The sequence below is a fragment of the Stenotrophomonas sp. 364 genome (assembly GCF_009832905.1).
GTDB lineage: Bacteria > Pseudomonadota > Gammaproteobacteria > Xanthomonadales > Xanthomonadaceae > Stenotrophomonas > Stenotrophomonas maltophilia_AP.
The window spans coordinates 1,211,536-1,227,464 of record NZ_CP047135.1; the positions used below are offsets into that span (position 1 = coordinate 1,211,536).

11 protein-coding genes and 3 tRNA genes are annotated in these 15,929 nt (G+C 67.3%); 8 read left to right on the forward strand and 6 right to left on the reverse strand.

The window, feature by feature from the left end; translation table 11 throughout:
• The first annotated feature begins 15 nt into the window (after positions 1–15).
• Genes GQ674_RS05595 through emrB form a run of 4 tightly spaced genes read left to right on the forward strand, consistent with a single transcriptional unit; the run spans position 16 to position 4,735 of the window.
• Entirely contained in the window at positions 16–459 is a 444-nt protein-coding gene (locus GQ674_RS05595; protein ID WP_128095543.1) for a MarR family transcriptional regulator, read from the forward strand.
• A complete protein-coding gene (locus GQ674_RS05600; protein WP_159496297.1) occupies positions 456–1,949 on the forward strand; it encodes an efflux transporter outer membrane subunit in 1,494 nt (497 codons plus the stop codon). Before GQ674_RS05595 ends, GQ674_RS05600 begins: the two co-directional genes overlap by 4 nt.
• 10 nt (positions 1,950–1,959) lie before the next feature.
• Positions 1,960–3,141 (forward strand): multidrug efflux MFS transporter periplasmic adaptor subunit EmrA, encoded by a 1,182-nt coding sequence (emrA, locus tag GQ674_RS05605; RefSeq protein WP_128095538.1) that lies wholly within the window; start codon positions 1,960–1,962, stop codon positions 3,139–3,141.
• 7 nt (positions 3,142–3,148) lie between these two features.
• A complete protein-coding gene (emrB, locus tag GQ674_RS05610) occupies positions 3,149–4,735 on the forward strand; it encodes a multidrug efflux MFS transporter permease subunit EmrB (protein WP_159496298.1) in 1,587 nt (528 codons plus the stop codon).
• Positions 4,736–5,378: 643 nt separating this feature from the next.
• Here emrB and GQ674_RS05615 read toward each other — a convergent pair.
• Both GQ674_RS05615 and GQ674_RS05620 read right to left on the reverse strand, forming a co-directional pair.
• Positions 5,379–5,465: transfer RNA gene (locus GQ674_RS05615), tRNA-Leu, on the reverse strand.
• 191 nt (positions 5,466–5,656) lie between these two features.
• Positions 5,657–5,743, reverse strand: a tRNA-Leu gene (locus tag GQ674_RS05620).
• 153 nt (positions 5,744–5,896) lie between these two features.
• Here GQ674_RS05620 and GQ674_RS05625 point away from each other — a divergent pair.
• On the forward strand, positions 5,897–6,583 hold the full coding sequence (locus GQ674_RS05625; protein ID WP_159496299.1) for a glutathione S-transferase family protein: 687 nt from the start codon (positions 5,897–5,899) through the stop codon (positions 6,581–6,583).
• 75 nt (positions 6,584–6,658) lie between these two features.
• On the opposite strand, the gene GQ674_RS05630 is transcribed toward GQ674_RS05625, so the two are convergent.
• A tRNA-Leu gene (locus GQ674_RS05630) sits at positions 6,659–6,745 on the reverse strand.
• A 263-nt stretch (positions 6,746–7,008) separates the two neighbouring features.
• Here GQ674_RS05630 and rnr point away from each other — a divergent pair.
• The 3 genes from rnr (at position 7,009) to rlmB (ending at position 10,805) form a co-directional block, all read left to right on the forward strand.
• A complete protein-coding gene (gene rnr, locus GQ674_RS05635) occupies positions 7,009–9,342 on the forward strand; it encodes a ribonuclease R (protein WP_328803882.1) in 2,334 nt (777 codons plus the stop codon).
• 152 nt (positions 9,343–9,494) lie between these two features.
• Positions 9,495–9,953 carry a GFA family protein gene (locus tag GQ674_RS05640; RefSeq protein ID WP_159496300.1) on the forward strand — a complete coding sequence of 153 codons (459 nt, stop codon included), beginning with the start codon at positions 9,495–9,497 and terminating at the stop codon, positions 9,951–9,953.
• Between the two features lie 105 nt (positions 9,954–10,058).
• Positions 10,059–10,805: a 23S rRNA (guanosine(2251)-2'-O)-methyltransferase RlmB gene (rlmB, locus tag GQ674_RS05645; RefSeq protein WP_038689409.1), complete on the forward strand. Its 747-nt coding sequence runs from the start codon at positions 10,059–10,061 to the stop codon at positions 10,803–10,805.
• A gap of 474 nt (positions 10,806–11,279) precedes the next feature.
• Here rlmB and GQ674_RS05650 read toward each other — a convergent pair whose 3' ends face one another.
• From GQ674_RS05650 to GQ674_RS05660, 3 genes are read right to left on the reverse strand one after another with little or no spacing between them, the layout of a single operon-like run.
• Positions 11,280–12,713, reverse strand: a complete 1,434-nt coding sequence (locus tag GQ674_RS05650; RefSeq protein ID WP_159496301.1) for a TolC family protein — start codon at positions 12,711–12,713, stop codon at positions 11,280–11,282.
• On the reverse strand, positions 12,710–14,680 hold the full coding sequence (locus tag GQ674_RS05655) for a MacB family efflux pump subunit (RefSeq protein WP_128096814.1): 1,971 nt from the start codon (positions 14,678–14,680) through the stop codon (positions 12,710–12,712). The genes GQ674_RS05650 and GQ674_RS05655 overlap by 4 nt, the downstream gene beginning before the upstream one ends.
• Positions 14,677–15,918 carry an efflux RND transporter periplasmic adaptor subunit gene (locus GQ674_RS05660; protein WP_159496302.1) on the reverse strand — a complete coding sequence of 414 codons (1,242 nt, stop codon included), beginning with the start codon at positions 15,916–15,918 and terminating at the stop codon, positions 14,677–14,679. Before GQ674_RS05660 ends, GQ674_RS05655 begins: the two co-directional genes overlap by 4 nt.
• Positions 15,919–15,929 lie beyond the last annotated feature (11 nt).

A 15,929-nucleotide genomic window follows, 5' to 3' on the forward strand; every position in this document is an offset into this window, starting at 1 on the left:
AAGTGCCGTCCCATGATGATCTGCCCTGAAACCACTCCTCCCAGCTTCGGGCTGCTGTTGCGCCAGGTGCGCGACGGCCTTGTCCGTCAGCTCGACACGTCGATGGCCGAGGAAAACCTCGGCATTGGTTTCACCCACTACCTCGGTTTGAAGGTGCTCGCGGTCAAGGCCCCGTGTACCGCCAACGAGTTGGCCCAGGCCCTGGACCAGGTGCCCAGCGCGGTCACCCGCCTGCTGGACAAGCTGGAAGCCATGGGCTGTGTGCGGCGCGAGCCGCATGCCCAGGACCGCCGGGCGCTGCAGATCGTACTGACCGATGAAGGCCGCCAGTTGTGGGCCCGGCTGAAGCAGCGCGGCGACCAGACCATCGATGACGCCATGCGCGATCTGTCCACCGACGAGCGCGCCCAGCTGCTTTCCCTCATGACCCGTGTACGTGACTCGTTGATTACGCCATGACCTCCTCCCTTGATCGCACTTCTTCGCTGCGGCCGCTGCGCCCGGTGCTGGTATCGGTGCTCGCGCTGGCGCTGGCTGCCTGTGCCAGCAGCCGCGGCCTGCAGCCGCAGGCCACGCTGCTGGATGCCGACAGCCTGCAGACCCAGCGCACCCTGTCTGCCGCCGGGCTGAGCCAGCCCGGCTGGCCGGCCACCGACTGGTGGCGCGCCTTGGGCGACCCGCAGCTGGACGCCCTGATCGCCGAAGGCCTGCAGCGCAACCCGGGCCTGGACGCGGCGGATGCACGCCTGCGCCAGGCCCGTGCCCAGATCGGTACCGCGCACGCCGAGCGCCTGCCCAGCGTGTCCGCCTCCGGCGGGTACACCGGCGTGCGCCTGCCCGAATCGATGGTCGGCGACGAACTCGGTGGCAGCTATGCCGGCAGCGGCCAGGCCTACCTGAGCTTCAGCTACGGCATCGACCTGTGGGGCGGCAAGCGCGCCGCCTGGGAAGCGGCCGTGGACAGCGGCCATGCCGCCGAAGTGGACGCGCAGGCCGCACGCCTGAACCTGTCGGCGGCCATCGCCGAGGCGTATGCGCAGCTGGGCTATGCCTACAAGTTGCATGACGTGGCCAGCGAAGAGCTGGCGCGCTCCCAGAAGACCCTGGACCTGACCGCCCAGCGCCGCCGCGCCGGGATCGACAGCGACCTGCAGACCCGCCAGGCCGAAGCGCGCATTCCGGCTGCGCAGCAGCAGCAACAGGCCGCCCAGCAGCAGATCGACGAGGCCCGCACCGCGCTGGCTGCGCTGGTCGGGCAGGGCCCGGACCGCGGCCTGCAGATCGCGCGCCCGCAGGTGCTCAATCCGCTGGCGCTGCAGTTGCCCGGCGTGCTGCCCAGCGCGTTGCTCGGCCGCCGCCCGGACATCGTCGCCGCGCGCTGGCGCGTGGAAGCGGCCAACCGCCAGATCCATGCGGCCAAGGCGCAGTTCTATCCCAGCCTCAACCTGACCGCGTTGGGCGGGGTGGTGTCCAGTGAAGTGGACCAGCTGCTCAAGAGCGGCTCCACCTTTGCCTTCCTCGGTCCGGCGCTGAGCCTGCCGATCTTCGATGGCGGCCGCCTGCGCGCCAACCTGGACAAGACCGACGCCCAGTACGACCTTGCCGTGGCCGACTACAACCAGTCGGTGGTGAACGCATTGCGCGACGTGGCCGACCAGGTCAACGCGGTGCGCTCGCTGGCCAGCCAGGCCGCGGCGCAGCAGCAGGCGGTGGACACCGCCCGCGCCGCCCATGACCTGGCCGAGCAGCGCTATCGCGCCGGCATCGGCAGCTACCTCGAGGTGCTGGTGGTCGAAGAGCAGTTGCTGGTGTCCCAGCAGCGGCTGGCCGAACTGCAGTCCCGGCAGATCCTTGTTTCGGTGCGGCTGAGCCAGTCGCTGGGCGGTGGGTTCACCCCGTCCAGTGATACCGCCACGCTCGCCACCGCCCCTGATTCCACGCATTCCTGAGACACATCCCATGAGCCAGACATCCGCTCCCGCTGCCGCCCCGGCAGCTCCGTCCCGTCGCGGCAAGCTGCTGCGCGGCCTGTTGGTCATCGTGGTGCTGCTGCTGGCGGCGCTGGCGCTGTGGTACTTCATGTTCGGCCGCTGGTTCGAAGACACCGACGACGCCTACGTACAGGGCAACCAGGTCCAGATCACCCCGCTGGTGAGCGGTACCGTGGTGGCGATCAATGCCGATGACGGCATGCGCGTGGAGCGTGGCCAGCTGCTGGTGCAGCTGGACCCGGCCGACACCGAAGTGGCGCTGCAGCAGGCCGAAGCCAACCTGGCCAAGACCGTGCGCCAGACCCGCGGCCTGTACCGCAGCGTGGAAGGCGCCCAGGCGGATTTGAATGCCCGCCAGGTGACCCTCAAGCGCGTCCGCGACGACTTCAACCGCCGCAAGGGCCTGGCCGCCAGCGGTGCGATCTCCAACGAAGAACTGGCCCACGCCCGCGATGAGCTGGCCGCCGCCGAAGCGGCCGTGGCCGGGTCGCGCGAGACCTTCGAGCGCAACAATGCGCTGGTCGATGACACCGTGATTGCCACCCAGCCGGACGTGCAGGCGGCTGCGGCGCAGCTGCGCCAGGCCTACCTCAACAATGCCCGCGCGGGCATCGTGGCACCGGTGTCGGGCTATGTCGCCCGTCGTTCGGTGCAGGTGGGCCAGCGCGTGCAGCCGGGCAACGCGCTGATGGCCGTTGTGCCGACCGAACAGATGTGGGTGGAAGCCAACTTCAAGGAAACCCAGCTGCGCCACATGCGCCTGGGCCAGGAAGTGGAGCTGCGTTCGGACCTGTACGGCGGTGATGTGACCTACAAGGGCCGCATCGACAGCCTGGGCCTGGGCACCGGTTCGGCGTTCTCGCTGCTGCCGGCACAGAACGCCAGCGGCAACTGGATCAAGATCGTGCAGCGCGTGCCGGTGCGCATCGCCATCGATGCCAAGCAGCTGGCCGAACACCCGCTGCGCATCGGCCTGTCGATCAAGGCCGAAGTGAGCCTGCGCGACCAGAAGGGCACGGTGCTGCCGACCCAGGCCGCCAAGGGCCAGGTGTTCGACACCGACGTCTACGCCAAGCAGCTGCACAGCGCCGATGACGCGATCCACGCGATCATCCAGCGCAACCTGCCGCAGCAGGCCAAGGCGAGCTGAGGTCACCATGTCCGCCCAAGCTCCAGCCGCGCCCGGCAATCCGGGCGCACCGGCGGCGCCCAGTGCGGCCGCCGGCTTCCTGCCACCGAGTGTGGCCCTGTGCACCGTGGGGCTGGCGATGGCCTCGTTCATGCAGGTGCTCGACACCACCATCGCCAACGTGTCGCTGCCCACCATCGCCGGTAACCTCGGCGCCAGTTCGCAGCAGGCCACCTGGGTGATCACCTCGTTCGCGGTGAGCACCGCGATCGCGCTGCCCCTGACCGGTTGGCTCAGCCGCCGCTTCGGCGAACGCAAGCTGTTCGTCTGGGCGACGCTGGCCTTCGTGATCACCTCGCTGCTGTGCGGTCTGGCCCAGAGCATGGGCATGCTGGTGCTGTCGCGCGCGCTGCAGGGCTTCGTCGCCGGTCCGATGTACCCGATCACGCAGTCGTTGCTGGTGTCGATCTACCCGCGCGAGAAACGCGGGCAGGCGCTGGCGCTGCTGGCCATGATCACGGTGGTGGCACCGATCTGCGGCCCGATCCTGGGCGGCTGGATCACCGACAACTACAGTTGGGAATGGATCTTCCTGATCAATGTGCCGTTGGGCATCTTCGCGGCGATGGTGGTGGGCAGCCAGTTGAAGGGCCGCCCGGAGCACATCGAGAAGCCCAAGATGGATTACGTCGGCCTGATCACGCTGGTGATCGGTGTGGGCGCGCTGCAGCTGGTGCTCGACCTGGGCAACGACGAAGACTGGTTCGCTTCGACCAAGATCGTGGTGCTGGCCTGCGTGGCGGTGGTGGCACTGGCGGTGTTCCTGATCTGGGAGTTGACCGACAAGGATCCGATCGTGGACCTGAAGCTGTTCCGGCACCGAAATTTCCGCGCCGGGACGTTGGCGATGGTGGTGGCGTATGCGGCCTTCTTCAGTGTGTCGCTGCTGATTCCGCAGTGGTTGCAGCGCGACATGGGCTACACGGCGATCTGGGCGGGCCTGGCGACGGCGCCGATCGGTATCCTGCCGGTGATCATGACGCCGTTCGTGGGCAAGTACGCCTCGCGCTTCGACATGCGCATGATCGCCTCGTTCGCGTTCGTGTTTCTGTCCTTCACCAGTTTCATGCGCTCGGACTTCAACCTGCAGGTGGACTATGCCCACGTGGCAGGCGTGCAGTTGATCATGGGTATTGGCGTGGCGCTGTTCTTCATGCCGGTGCTGCAGATTCTGCTGTCGGACCTGGACGGGCGCGAGATTGCGGCCGGCTCGGGCCTGGCGACGTTCCTGCGCACCTTGGGCGGCAGCTTCGCGGCCTCGCTGACGACGTGGCTGTGGGCGCGCCGGACGCAGGTGCACCACGCGGATCTGACCGAGCACATTTCGGCGTATCAGCCGGGCATGCAGGAGCAGGTGGCGGCGATGGGGCAGGGCAACCTGCAACAGGGGGCGGCAGCGCTGAACAACATGATCAACCACCAGGCATCGCAGATGGGCTTCAACGACATCTTCTTCCTGTTGGGCTGGATTTTCCTGGCGATCATCGCCTTCCTGTGGCTGGCCAAGCCGCCGTTTGGTGCAGGGGCGGGTGCGGCGTCGGCCGGCGGGCATTGATCGGCGTCTGATCTGGAAACGAAAAAACCCCGTCGAAAGACGGGGTTTTTTTGTGGGTGCTAGTTAAGAGCAAGGGCAGGGCAAGAGCAGGGCAACAGCAACAGCAACAGCAACTCATTTGCACTGCCACTGGCTTGGTCGGGTACGGGTGGATTGTCGGGACACGCCGCAAGTACGTCCTTGTAGGCTCGTTCGCGCCATCCATGGCGCTCTACGGTCCCGCCAACCCACCCGTACCCGCCATTGAAAGTGAGTCGGTGCGTGACGAAGAGCCGACAGCCGAAAAGCCGAAAAGCCGAGAAGCGAAGCATCAAAGGAGCAAGGCGCAAGGCAGCCGACCAACGGTCGGCTCTACCGCGAGGTTGTGTTGTTGTTCCGTGGTCACCGGCCCACTGTCTGGGGCGGGGGTGTGTGGGTTCGCGGGACCGTTGGGCGCCATGGATGGCGCTCACGAGCCTCCAGGGATGGATTCACGGCGTGTCCCGCGAACCCACACACCCCCGACCACCCCGTCGCACGCGCACAACCAACGCTCCGGCTCTGGCCCTGGCTCCAGCTCTTGCTTCAGCTTCTAAAAAAAAAGACCCCCAAACCCCAGACATGAAAAAACCCGCTTGCGCGGGTTTGATCATTGTCTGAGTCGTGGTGCCCAGGAGAGGACTCGAACCTCCACGAAGTTGCCCCCGCTAGCACCTGAAGCTAGTGCGTCTACCAATTCCGCCACCTGGGCGACTCAGGAGGGGAATTCTGCGGGAGAACCGAGAATGTGTCAACAGCATTTCGCAGGAAATGTTGATGGTCGCGTACGACCGCGTCACCGCTCTGCATGGTGCAGGCATCGCGCGTACAGCCCGTCGCGTGTCATCGAAACCCCGGATACGAAAAAACCCGCTTGCGCGGGTTTGATCATTTACTGAGTCATGGTGCCCAGGAGAGGACTCGAACCTCCACGAAGTTGCCCCCGCTAGCACCTGAAGCTAGTGCGTCTACCAATTCCGCCACCTGGGCGACTCAGGGGGCGAATTATGCGGAAGCACTGGAGGGCTGTCAATGCATGGCGACCCGGTTTCCGTGCAGGTCGCACTGGCGAGTGCGGGCGTGACTTGACCCCGGCAACACACGCTGAAAATACTCGTCCCACCTGGCAGCAAAGGCGGTCCCATGGCGAGCCCCATCCTGCATTTTCATCCGCTGTCCTCGTGCTGCCAGAAGGTGCTGATCGCCGCCAACGTGCTGGGCGTATCGCTGGACATGCGGCTGTTGAACCTGGGCGACCCGGTCGAGCGCGCAGCGTTCCGGGCGCTGTGGCCGCTGGGCAAGATGCCGCTGCTGGTCGAGCAGGGCGCCCCCATCGGCGAGACCAGCATCATCATCGAGCACCTGCAGCTCCACCATGCCGCCGAAGGGGCGCGGCTGATTCCGCAGGATCCTGCGCAGGCGCTGGCGGTGCGCTTCTGGGACCGGGTCTGCGACCTGTACGTGATGGCGCCGATGCAGGCGCTGACCGCTGCCTTGCTGCAGCCGGCCAGCGATGCTGGTGGCGCCGCGACCGCGGCCGCCCGCGCGACGCTGCTCAACAGCTATGCCCTCCTGGACCGGCAGGTGGACGGGCGGCGCTGGTTGGCGGGCGAAGCGTTCACCCTGGCCGACTGCGCTGCGGCACCGGCGCTGTTCTATGCAGTGGCTTACGTGCCAGTGCCGGAGGCGCACGTGGCACTGTCTGCCTACGTGGAGCGGCTGATGGCGCACGCGGCGGTGGCGGCGGTGATCGACGCGGCCCGGCCGTGGTTCAAGTATTTTCCGGGGCGGGCAGGGTTGGCGCGCCGTTACTACGATCCCGAGGCTTGACCCGCCCTATCCGGGAGGGCCGGAGGCCAGAAACGAAAAAACCCGCTTGCGCGGGTTTGATCATTTACTGAGTCATGGTGCCCAGGAGAGGACTCGAACCTCCACGAAGTTGCCCCCGCTAGCACCTGAAGCTAGTGCGTCTACCAATTCCGCCACCTGGGCGACTCAGGAGGCGAATTGTGAAGATGCCGCCGAGGCTTGTCAACGGTTTTGTTAAATTTCTTCACAAACCTGCATATGCCGCGCCCATGACCGGTTCTGCACACTGTCAGCGGTTACCATGGAGGCCAATGAAACCAAAGAAACCGACCCAGGGCGCGAAAGCCCCCAAGTCCCCGGCGCCCAAGCAGGCTGCCGGTCCGTCGGGCAAGCCCCGCGCTGCCGCCAAGAAGGCCGGCAAGCTGCCACCGTGGATGCCCGAATCAATGAACACCCCAGCGCCGCCGCGCGGTGGCAAGCGGTCCGGCCCCAAGCCGGATGCCGGCGCGCCGATCCCGACCCGTCGCCGCCCGCACCCGACTGCTGCCGACATGAACGTGATCGACCCCCATGCCGCGCGTGAGGCCGAGCGCTATGCGCAGCCCATCGCAAGCCGCGAAGCCATCCTGCAGCTGCTGGACCGCTGCGACGGCCCGCAGACCGCCGAGGAAATCGGCATCCATCTCGGCCTGACCGAACCCGACCGCGCCGACGCGCTGGGCAAGCGTCTGGGCGCGATGGTGCGCGATGGACAGCTGGTGCAGAACCGCCGCGGCGGTTTCGCCCCGGTGCAGGCCACCAACCTCATCACCGGCGTGGTCATCGCCAACCCGGAAGGCTTCGGCTTCCTGCGTCCGGTGGAGGGCGGGGATGACCTGTTCCTGCCGCCGTATGAAATGCGCAAGGTCATGCACGGCGACCGCGTGCTGGCCAACGTGACCGGCATCGATCGCCGCGGCCGTCGCGAGGGCAGCATCGCCCGCGTGCTTGAGCGCGGCATGACCCGCCTGATCGGCCGCTTCAGCGTCGAGTTCGGCATCAATTACGTGGTGCCCGACGACAAGCGCGTGCAGCGCAACGTGCAGATTCCGCCGGACCAGACCGGCGACGCCCGCGACGGCCAGCTGGTGGTCTGCGAGCTGACCCAGGCGCCGGATACCCGCCGCCCGCCGATCGGCCGCATCATCGCCGTGCTGGGCGACAAGCTCACCGCCTCGCTGATCGTGGAAACCGCCATCCACGGCCATGAACTGCCTTTCGAGTTCCCGCAGGACGTGCTCAACCAGGCCGCGTCGGTGCCGCTGGTTGTCGAACCGGCCATGCTGGGCAACCGCGTGGACCTGCGCAGCACGCCGCTGGTGACCATCGACGGTGAGGACGCCAAGGACTTCGATGACGCGGTGTTCTGCGAACCGAATGCCGAAGGTTTCCGCCTGGTGGTGGCCATCGCCGACGTGTCCAACTACGTCCGCCCCGGCACGCCGCTGGATGACGAAGCGCAGAAGCGCGCCACCTCGGTCTATTTCCCGGGTTTTGTGGTGCCGATGCTGCCCGAGACGCTGTCCAACGGCATCTGCTCATTGATGCCCAAGGTCGACCGCATGTGTTTCGTCTGCGACATGCAGGTGAACCGCGACGGCGAGGTGATCCATTCGCGCTTCTACGAAGCGGTGATGAATTCGCACGCCCGCCTGACCTACAACCAGGTCTGGCAGGCGGTCGGTGAAAACGACCCGGCAGTACGCAAGGAAATCGCTGCGGTGCTGCCGCAGGTCGAGCGCCTGCACCAGCTGTACAAGGTGCTGGCCAAGGCCCGTACCAAGCGCGGCGCGATCGAGTTCGAATCGTCTGAAGTGCGCTTCGTGCTCGACAACACCGGCGAAGTGACCCAGGCCGGCATGCTGGTGCGCAACGATGCGCACAAGCTGATCGAAGAATGCATGATTGCCGCCAACGTGCAGGCCGCGCGTTACCTGCTGCACAAGCAGGTGCCGGCGCCGTTCCGCGACCATGCCAAACCGCCGGAAGCCAAGTACGAGGACCTGCTGGAGTTCCTGAAGGAATTCAAGCTGAGCCTGCCGCCGTGGTCGAAGGTGCAGCCGGGTGATTACACCAAGCTGCTCAAGAAGGTGCGCGAGCGCCCGGATGCGGCGCTGCTGGAATCGGTGCTGCTGCGCAGCCAGAGCCTGGCCGTGTATTCGCCGGACAACCAGGGCCACTTCGGCCTGTCGCTGGACGCGTACGCGCACTTCACCTCGCCGATTCGCCGTTACCCGGATCTGCTGGTGCACCGTGCTATCAAGCATGCACTCAGTGGCGCGCCGGCGGAGAAGTACACCTATTCCCCGCGCGAAATGGCCGCGCTGGCGCTGCAGTGTTCCGAGCGCGAGCGCCGGGCCGATGAGGCCGAGCGCGAAGTGGACGAACGCTACCGCGCCGCGTGGATGGAAAAGCATGTGGGCGGCCAGTTCGACGGTGTGATCAGCGGCGTGACCAGTTTCGGCCTGTTCGTCGAACTGGACGAATCCAAGGTCAACGGCCTGGTCCACGTGACCCAGCTGCCGCACGACTATTACCAGTTCGATGCCACCCGCAAGACGCTCAGCGGCGAACGCCGTGGCAAGGCCTACCGGCTGGGCGACCGCGTGCGCATCCTGGTGCTCAAGGCCAGCATGGAAGAGCGCAAGATCGACTTCCGCCTCGTCGAAGAGCAGGGCGACGAGGTGGACGAACTGCCGCCGCGTGGCCAGCCAGCCAAGCGCAAGAAGCAGAAGTACTGAAAGACGGGCGTACCGGCTATCGGCCGGTACGCCAGGGCCGCCCTGCCGGTGCGGCCACACCAAAACGGTGGGTACCGACCGTTACCCGGTGGGTGCCGACCGTTGGTAGGTACGCCTCAACCGGACCCCGCACCCCGATTCGGAGCGCGCCAATGCCCGACCTCCCCGAATACAGCGGCGGCTGCCAGTGCGGCGCCATCCGCTTCCACGTCCGCGGCGAACTCACCGACAGTTCGATCTGCCATTGCCGGATGTGCCAGAAAGCCTTCGGTGCCTATTACGCACCGCTGGTGTCGGTGCGCACCGTCGAGTTCACCTGGACCCGGGGCGAGCCGCGCCGATTTGCCTCTTCCAACCTGGTCCAGCGGGGTTTCTGCCCCGACTGCGGCACGCCGCTGACCTACGAAGCGCCGAACGGGATGGCCGTTGCCGCCGGGGCCTTTGACGAACCTGCGCGCCTGCCGCCGACCGTGCAGTACGGCACCGAAGCCAAGCTGCCGTTCGTGGATACGTTGGGGTCGCTGCGCGTTATCCGCGACGAGGATGACCCCGAGATGGCGCTGCTGCAGGGCCTGGTCAGCCACCAGCACCCCGACCACGACACCCCCTGACGCCGCCGCGCCGCAGGGTCGGGCCCCCGTCGTGAACGCCCGGCGGGGCAGGCGGGGCCTTGATGCTCTACCATTACCACCCCCTGTACCGGTCGTGCCCCCGCAATGAGCAAGCAAAGCCAGTGGATCGTCGGCGTCAACGCTGTCGCCTCTTCGATCGAGAACGATGCCGAGAACGTCCGCGAGGTGCTGATCGAAGCCAGCGCGAAGAATCCGCGGCTGGTGGAAATCGAAGAGAACGCGCGCCGCAAGGGCATCGACGTGCGCAAGGTCAACACCCAGGCGCTCGATGGCGTGGGCGGCTCGGTACGCCACCAGGGCGTGGCCGCGCGCTACCAGGCGGCACGCACCTACGGTGAGAACGAACTGGAAGGCCTGGTCGAGGCCGCCGAGGGCAAGGCCCTGCTGCTGATCCTCGACGAGGTGCAGGACCCGCACAACCTCGGCGCCTGCCTGCGCAGCGCGGCGGCCGCCGGTGCCACCGCAGTGATCATTCCCAAGGACAAGTCGGCCACGGTCAACGCCACCGTGCGCAAGACCTCGGCCGGTGCGGCCGACCGCATCCCGGTGGTGGCGGTGACCAACCTGTCGCGCTGCCTGAAGGACCTGCAGAAGCTGGGGGTGTGGATCTACGGCCTGGCCGGTGAAGCCACCGCGTCGCTGTACTCGATCGACCTGAAGGGCAACGTGGCGCTGGTGCTGGGCGGCGAAGCCGACGGCCTGCGCCGCCTGACCCGTGAAAACTGCGATGGCCTGGTCAAGATTCCGATGCCGGGCGATATCGAGAGCCTGAACGTCTCCGTCGCCACCGGCGTGAGCCTGTTCGAGGCCGTCCGCCAGCGCGGCCTGTAACCCGCCCGCGCGCGGCGCCGAACGGCAGCCGACCAACGGTCGGCTCTACCCGGCGGGGGTTGCCGCGTGGTGCTGCATCGTCGCGATCCCGGAATGGGTAGAGCCGACCGTTGGTCGGCTAGCTTGCCAAGCGTGGTGCCGGAGGGCAGCCGACCAACGGTCGGCTCTACGCGGTGGGGTCACCGCGTGCTGCTGTGTCGTCGCAATCCCAGAATGGGTAGAGCCGACCGTTGGTCGGCTAGCGCGCGGCGCGCGGTGCCTGAGGGCAGCCGATCAACGGTCGGCTCTACGCGGTGGGGTCACCGCGTGCTGCTGTGTCATCGCGATCCCGGAATGGGTAGAGCCGACCGTTGGTCGGCTAGCGTGCGACGCGCGCTGCTTGAGGGCAGCCGACCAACGGTCGGCTCTACACGGTGGGGTACCCGCGTGCTGCTGCGTCGTCGCGATCCCTGAATGGGTGGACCCGACCAGGGATCAGCCTGCGCTGCCGCCCAATGCCTTGAACAACGTTACATCGTTGATCAACTGTCGCTGCCTCACCGAGGCCAGCGACAGCTCCGCATCGCGTCGGGTCTGCTGCGCTTCCAGCCAGGTGCGCAGGTCGGTGGCGCCTACCCGGTAGCGCACTTCGTACATCTTCTCGATCGCAACCGCTTCGTCGTAGGACGCCTGCGAGGCGGCCACCTGCGTGGCGAACTGCGTGCGCGCCGACAGGGCGTTGTCCACTTCCGACAGCGCGGTGTACAGCGTGCGGCGGAAGCCGTTGGCGGCGATCTGATAATCGGTACCGGCCAGCCGGGTGTTCAACTGGGCCTGGCGCACATTGAGGAACGGCAACGACAGCCCGGCACCGAGCGTGGCCACCGGGTTCTTCAGCACGTCCGACAGTGAGGTTGCGCCGGTGCCGACGCTGCCGGTGAGGCTGAGCGCCGGGTAGTACTGGGTGGCGGTCACCTTGATGGTTTTCAGGCTGTTGCGCAGGCGCAGTTCGGCCGCGCGCAGGTCCGGGCGTCGGCCGAGCAGATCAGCCGGCAGGCCTTCGGCCACCACCGGGCTACCCACGCGCGCCAACTGCTGCGGCTCGTCGGACAGTGCCAGCGGCTGGCCGTCCAGCAGCACGGTCAGCGCATTGCGCGCGGCGACACGCTGCTGCTCCAGCGCACTCTGCGCGGCGCGTTGGGCCTCCAGGCTCTGGGCTGCCTGGCGTACTTCCAGGCGCGACACCGCCCCGGCGTCGAAGCGGGCCTGGACCAGCTCGCGGGTGCGCTGCAGACGGTCCAGGTTGGCCTGGCCGGCGGCAATGGACTGGTTGAGGAACGCCAGCGTCCAGTACTGCGTGGCCACGTCGCTGATCACCAGCAGGGCGGTGTTCTGCAGATCTTCCTGGCTGGCCTGGGCTTCCCACTGGGCGATGTCACGCTGGGTGCGCAGACGGCCCCACAGGTCGATCTCCCATTGCAGGGATACGCCGGCCGAGCTGCCGCGGTTCCAGTCCGCGCTCTGGTCGATCGGGCGGTTGCCGCTGCTGCTGACGCTGCCCGAGGGCTGCGGCCACAGCGCGTTGTCGGCCAGCCCGGCCTGCAGGCGCGCGCGCTGCACGGCCAGCCCGGCCGAGACCAGATCCGTGTTGGCGGCCAGGGCGCGGTCGATCACACGGTCCAGGCCGGGGTCACCAAACTGGGTCCACCAGGCATCGCTGCGCACATCCGAGGTCACTGCATGCGGCTGCTCGGTGACGGGTTCAGTGGGGGTGTTCAAACGGGCATCGCCCCGGCCGTAGCTGGCCGGCACCGCCGGTGCATCGACCTGGTAGTGGCCGGTGCTGACACACGCCGACAGCGACACGGTGGCGGCGCAGGCCAGGGCCAGCGGACGCAGGTGGGCAAACAGGAAAGTTGGGGTCTTCATTCGCGCGCCAGCGCCTCCACGGGATCAAGTTGGGCGGCATTGCGCGCCGGCAGGAAGCCGAACGCCACGCCGATCAGGCTGGAGCAGGCGAACGCGGCCACGATGGATGCGGTCGAGAACAGCATCTGGAAGTCCGGGGCGAACTTGCCGAACAACCAGCCGACCACCAGCGACAGGCCGACGCCGAGCAGGCCGCCGAGCAGGCAGACCAGCACCGCCTCGATCAGGAACTGCTGACGGATGTCGCTCTGCCGCGCGCCGACGGCCATGCGCACGCCGATCTCGCGGGTGCGCTCGGTCACCGATACCAGCATGATGTTCATCACCCCGATGCCACCCACCAGCAGCGCGATCGCGGCGATGGCGCTGATCAGCAGCGTCATCGTGCGGGTGGTCTGCTCGATGGTCTGGCGGATCTCGGCGCTGTTGCTGAGGAAGAAGTCCTCGGTGCCATGCCGCATGATCAGCAGCTTGGAAATCGCCGACTGCGCGGCATCCATCGGAGTGGCGTCATCCACGCGCACGGTGATGCTGGACACATGGCTCTGGCCCAGCATGCGCGACATCACCGTGGTGTAGGGCACCCACACGCTCAGGCTGGTGCTGCCACCGAAGCCGAAACTCTGCCGCTGCGCCACGCCGACCACGCGTACCGGCACGTTGCCCAGCAGGATCACCTGGCCCACCGGGTCTTCGCCATTGGGGAAGAACTGGGTGCGGGTGTTCTCATCGATGATCGCCACCTGGGCCAGGCTGCGCACCGCATCGGTGTCGAAGAAGCTGCCGGCGATCAGGGTGACGCCCTTGACCCGGAAGAACTGCTCGCCCACGCCGTTGACCTGCGCGGTGGCCGACTGGTTGCGGTAGCGCGCGGTCACCGAAGAGGACACGCTGGGGGTGGCACTGTCGATGTAGCTCTGCCGGCCCAGCGCATCGGCGTCACTGGCCTTGAGCGTCTGCACCCGCGCCGAGCGCATGTCGCCGAAACCGCGCCCGGGATAGACATCGATCGTGTTGGTGCCCAGCGCGCTGATGTTCTGCAGGATCTGCTGCTGCGAGCCATTGCCCATCGCCACCACCGAGACCACCGAGGCGATGCCGATGATGATGCCGAGCATGGTCAGGAAGGTGCGCAGGCGGTGCGCGTTCATCGCCAGCAGCGCCATGCGGAACGCTTCGGTGAAGCGGTCGCGGGCGGCGCGCCAGCTGTGGCCCTTGCCGGCGGCCACGGTGGGCTGGCGCTGCGCGCGGTAGCTCGGTGCCTTGTCGTTGATACGGTCGGCGATGATCTCGCCGTCGCGGATCTCGATGATGCGCTGGGCATGTTCGGCCACGCTCATGTCGTGGGTGACGATGATGATGGTGTGGCCTTCGGCATGCAGCTCGCCGAGGATGCCCATCACTTCTTCGCCGGATTTCGTGTCCAGTGCACCGGTCGGCTCATCGGCCAGGATCACCTCGCCGCCGTTCATCAGCGCACGCGCGATCGACACGCGCTGCTGCTGGCCGCCGGAGAGCTGGCCGGGCTTGTGGTTCATGCGGTCGCCCAATCCGAGCCGCTGCAGCAGCTGTTCGGCGCGCGCGGTGCGCACCGGGCCGGGGCTGCCGGCATACACCGCCGGCACGGCCACGTTGCCGCGCGCGTCCAGGTCGCCCAGCAGGTGGTACCGCTGGAAGATGAAACCGAAATGCTCGCGGCGCAGCTCGGCCAGTTCGTCGGGCAGCATGCTGCCGGTTTCGCGGCCGGCCACCTGGTAGCTGCCGCGGGTCGGGCGGTCCAGGCAGCCGAGGATGTTCATCAGCGTGGATTTGCCCGACCCGGACTGGCCGACAATGGCGACGATCTCGCCGGCGGCGATGTCCAGGTTGACGTCGCGCAGCACCGCGATGGTTTCATCGCCCGCCGGAAACTCGCGGCGCAGGTCACGCAGGCGCAGCAGCGGCGTGCCGGTGGATGCCGGGGTCATCGACGCGGTCCGCCCATGCCCGGGCCACCGATCCGCATCTGCGCACCGCCGCGGCCACCACTGCCGCTGCCGCCGGCGGCAGCGCCACCTTCACCCACCACCACCTTCTCGCCTTCCTTCAACCCGGACAGCACTTCGGCCGTGGCGCCGTTGTTGATGCCGATCTTGACCTTGCGCGGCGTGGGCATGCCGTCGGCATCGGCCACGCGCACCATGTACTGGCCATCGCGGGTCTTCGGGCCCAGCGCCACGGCCGGAATGGTCAGCACGCCCTTGGCCTGCTTGAGCATCACCGACACCTGCGCGGTCATGTCGATGCGCAGCGTGCCGTCGGGGTTTTCCACGTCGAACAGCGCGTTGTAGTACACCGCGCTGCTGGCGCTGGAACTGGACGAACTGGAACTGGATGCGCTGTCGTTGGCGATCGACGACGGTGCCGGGTTCACCTGGCGCAGGGTGGCGTGGTACTTGCGATCCGGCTCGCCCAGCGTGGTGAAGTACACCGGCATGCCGGCCTTGATCTTCACCACGTCCGCCTCGGACACCTCGGCGTTGACCGTCACCAGGTCCAGCCGCGCCAGCATCACGATGGTCGGTGCGGTCTGGTTGGCGTTGACGGTGCGGCCTTCTTCGGCCACCACCGCCACCACGGTGCCGTCCATCGGCGCGGTGATGCGGGTATAGGCCAGGTTGGCGCGGGCGGTGCCCAGTTCGGTTTCGCGGCCCTTGATCTGTGCGTCGTAGGACTGGATCTGGGCACGCGCGGTTTTCAGCTTCGCATCGGCGGCGTCGTATTCGGCGCGCGAGGTGGCCTCGGCGGCGAGCATCTGCTGCTGGCGGGCGAATTCCAGCTCGGCTTCGCGCAGGCTGGCCTGCTGCACCGAGCGCTGGGCCTTGACCTGGTCCAGCGTGGCCTGCGCGTTGAGCACCTGGTTCTGCTGGGTAGTGGCGTCGATCTCGGCGATCAGGTCGCCCTGCTTGACGCCATCGCCCAGCTGGACCTTCAGCGACTTGATCTGGCCCGAGGCCTGCGCACCCACGCTGACCAGCTTGTAGGCGTCGATCACCCCGGTGGCTTCCACGGTCTGTTCGATGTCCCCGCGGCTGACCGGCGTGGTGGCCAGGGCCGGTGCGGCCGGCTTGCGCAGGGTCCATGCGACAATGGCACCCAGCACGGCAATCACGATGATCAACAGCAGCACGCGGCCGCGACGGGTGGTGGGCAGGCGGGGCTTCACGATGATCGTCT

Coding starts and splice junctions, on each gene's coding strand:
- GQ674_RS05595 (WP_128095543.1), top strand. CDS start 16: ATGATCTGCCCTGAAACCACTCCTCCCAGCTTCGGGCTGCTGTTGCGC.
- GQ674_RS05600 (WP_159496297.1), top strand. CDS start 456: ATGACCTCCTCCCTTGATCGCACTTCTTCGCTGCGGCCGCTGCGCCCG.
- emrA (WP_128095538.1), top strand. CDS start 1,960: ATGAGCCAGACATCCGCTCCCGCTGCCGCCCCGGCAGCTCCGTCCCGT.
- emrB (WP_159496298.1), top strand. CDS start 3,149: ATGTCCGCCCAAGCTCCAGCCGCGCCCGGCAATCCGGGCGCACCGGCG.
- GQ674_RS05625 (WP_159496299.1), top strand. CDS start 5,897: ATGGCGAGCCCCATCCTGCATTTTCATCCGCTGTCCTCGTGCTGCCAG.
- rnr (WP_328803882.1), top strand. CDS start 7,009: ATGAACACCCCAGCGCCGCCGCGCGGTGGCAAGCGGTCCGGCCCCAAG.
- GQ674_RS05640 (WP_159496300.1), top strand. CDS start 9,495: ATGCCCGACCTCCCCGAATACAGCGGCGGCTGCCAGTGCGGCGCCATC.
- rlmB (WP_038689409.1), top strand. CDS start 10,059: ATGAGCAAGCAAAGCCAGTGGATCGTCGGCGTCAACGCTGTCGCCTCT.
- GQ674_RS05650 (WP_159496301.1), bottom strand. CDS start 12,713: ATGAAGACCCCAACTTTCCTGTTTGCCCACCTGCGTCCGCTGGCCCTG.
- GQ674_RS05655 (WP_128096814.1), bottom strand. CDS start 14,680: ATGACCCCGGCATCCACCGGCACGCCGCTGCTGCGCCTGCGTGACCTG.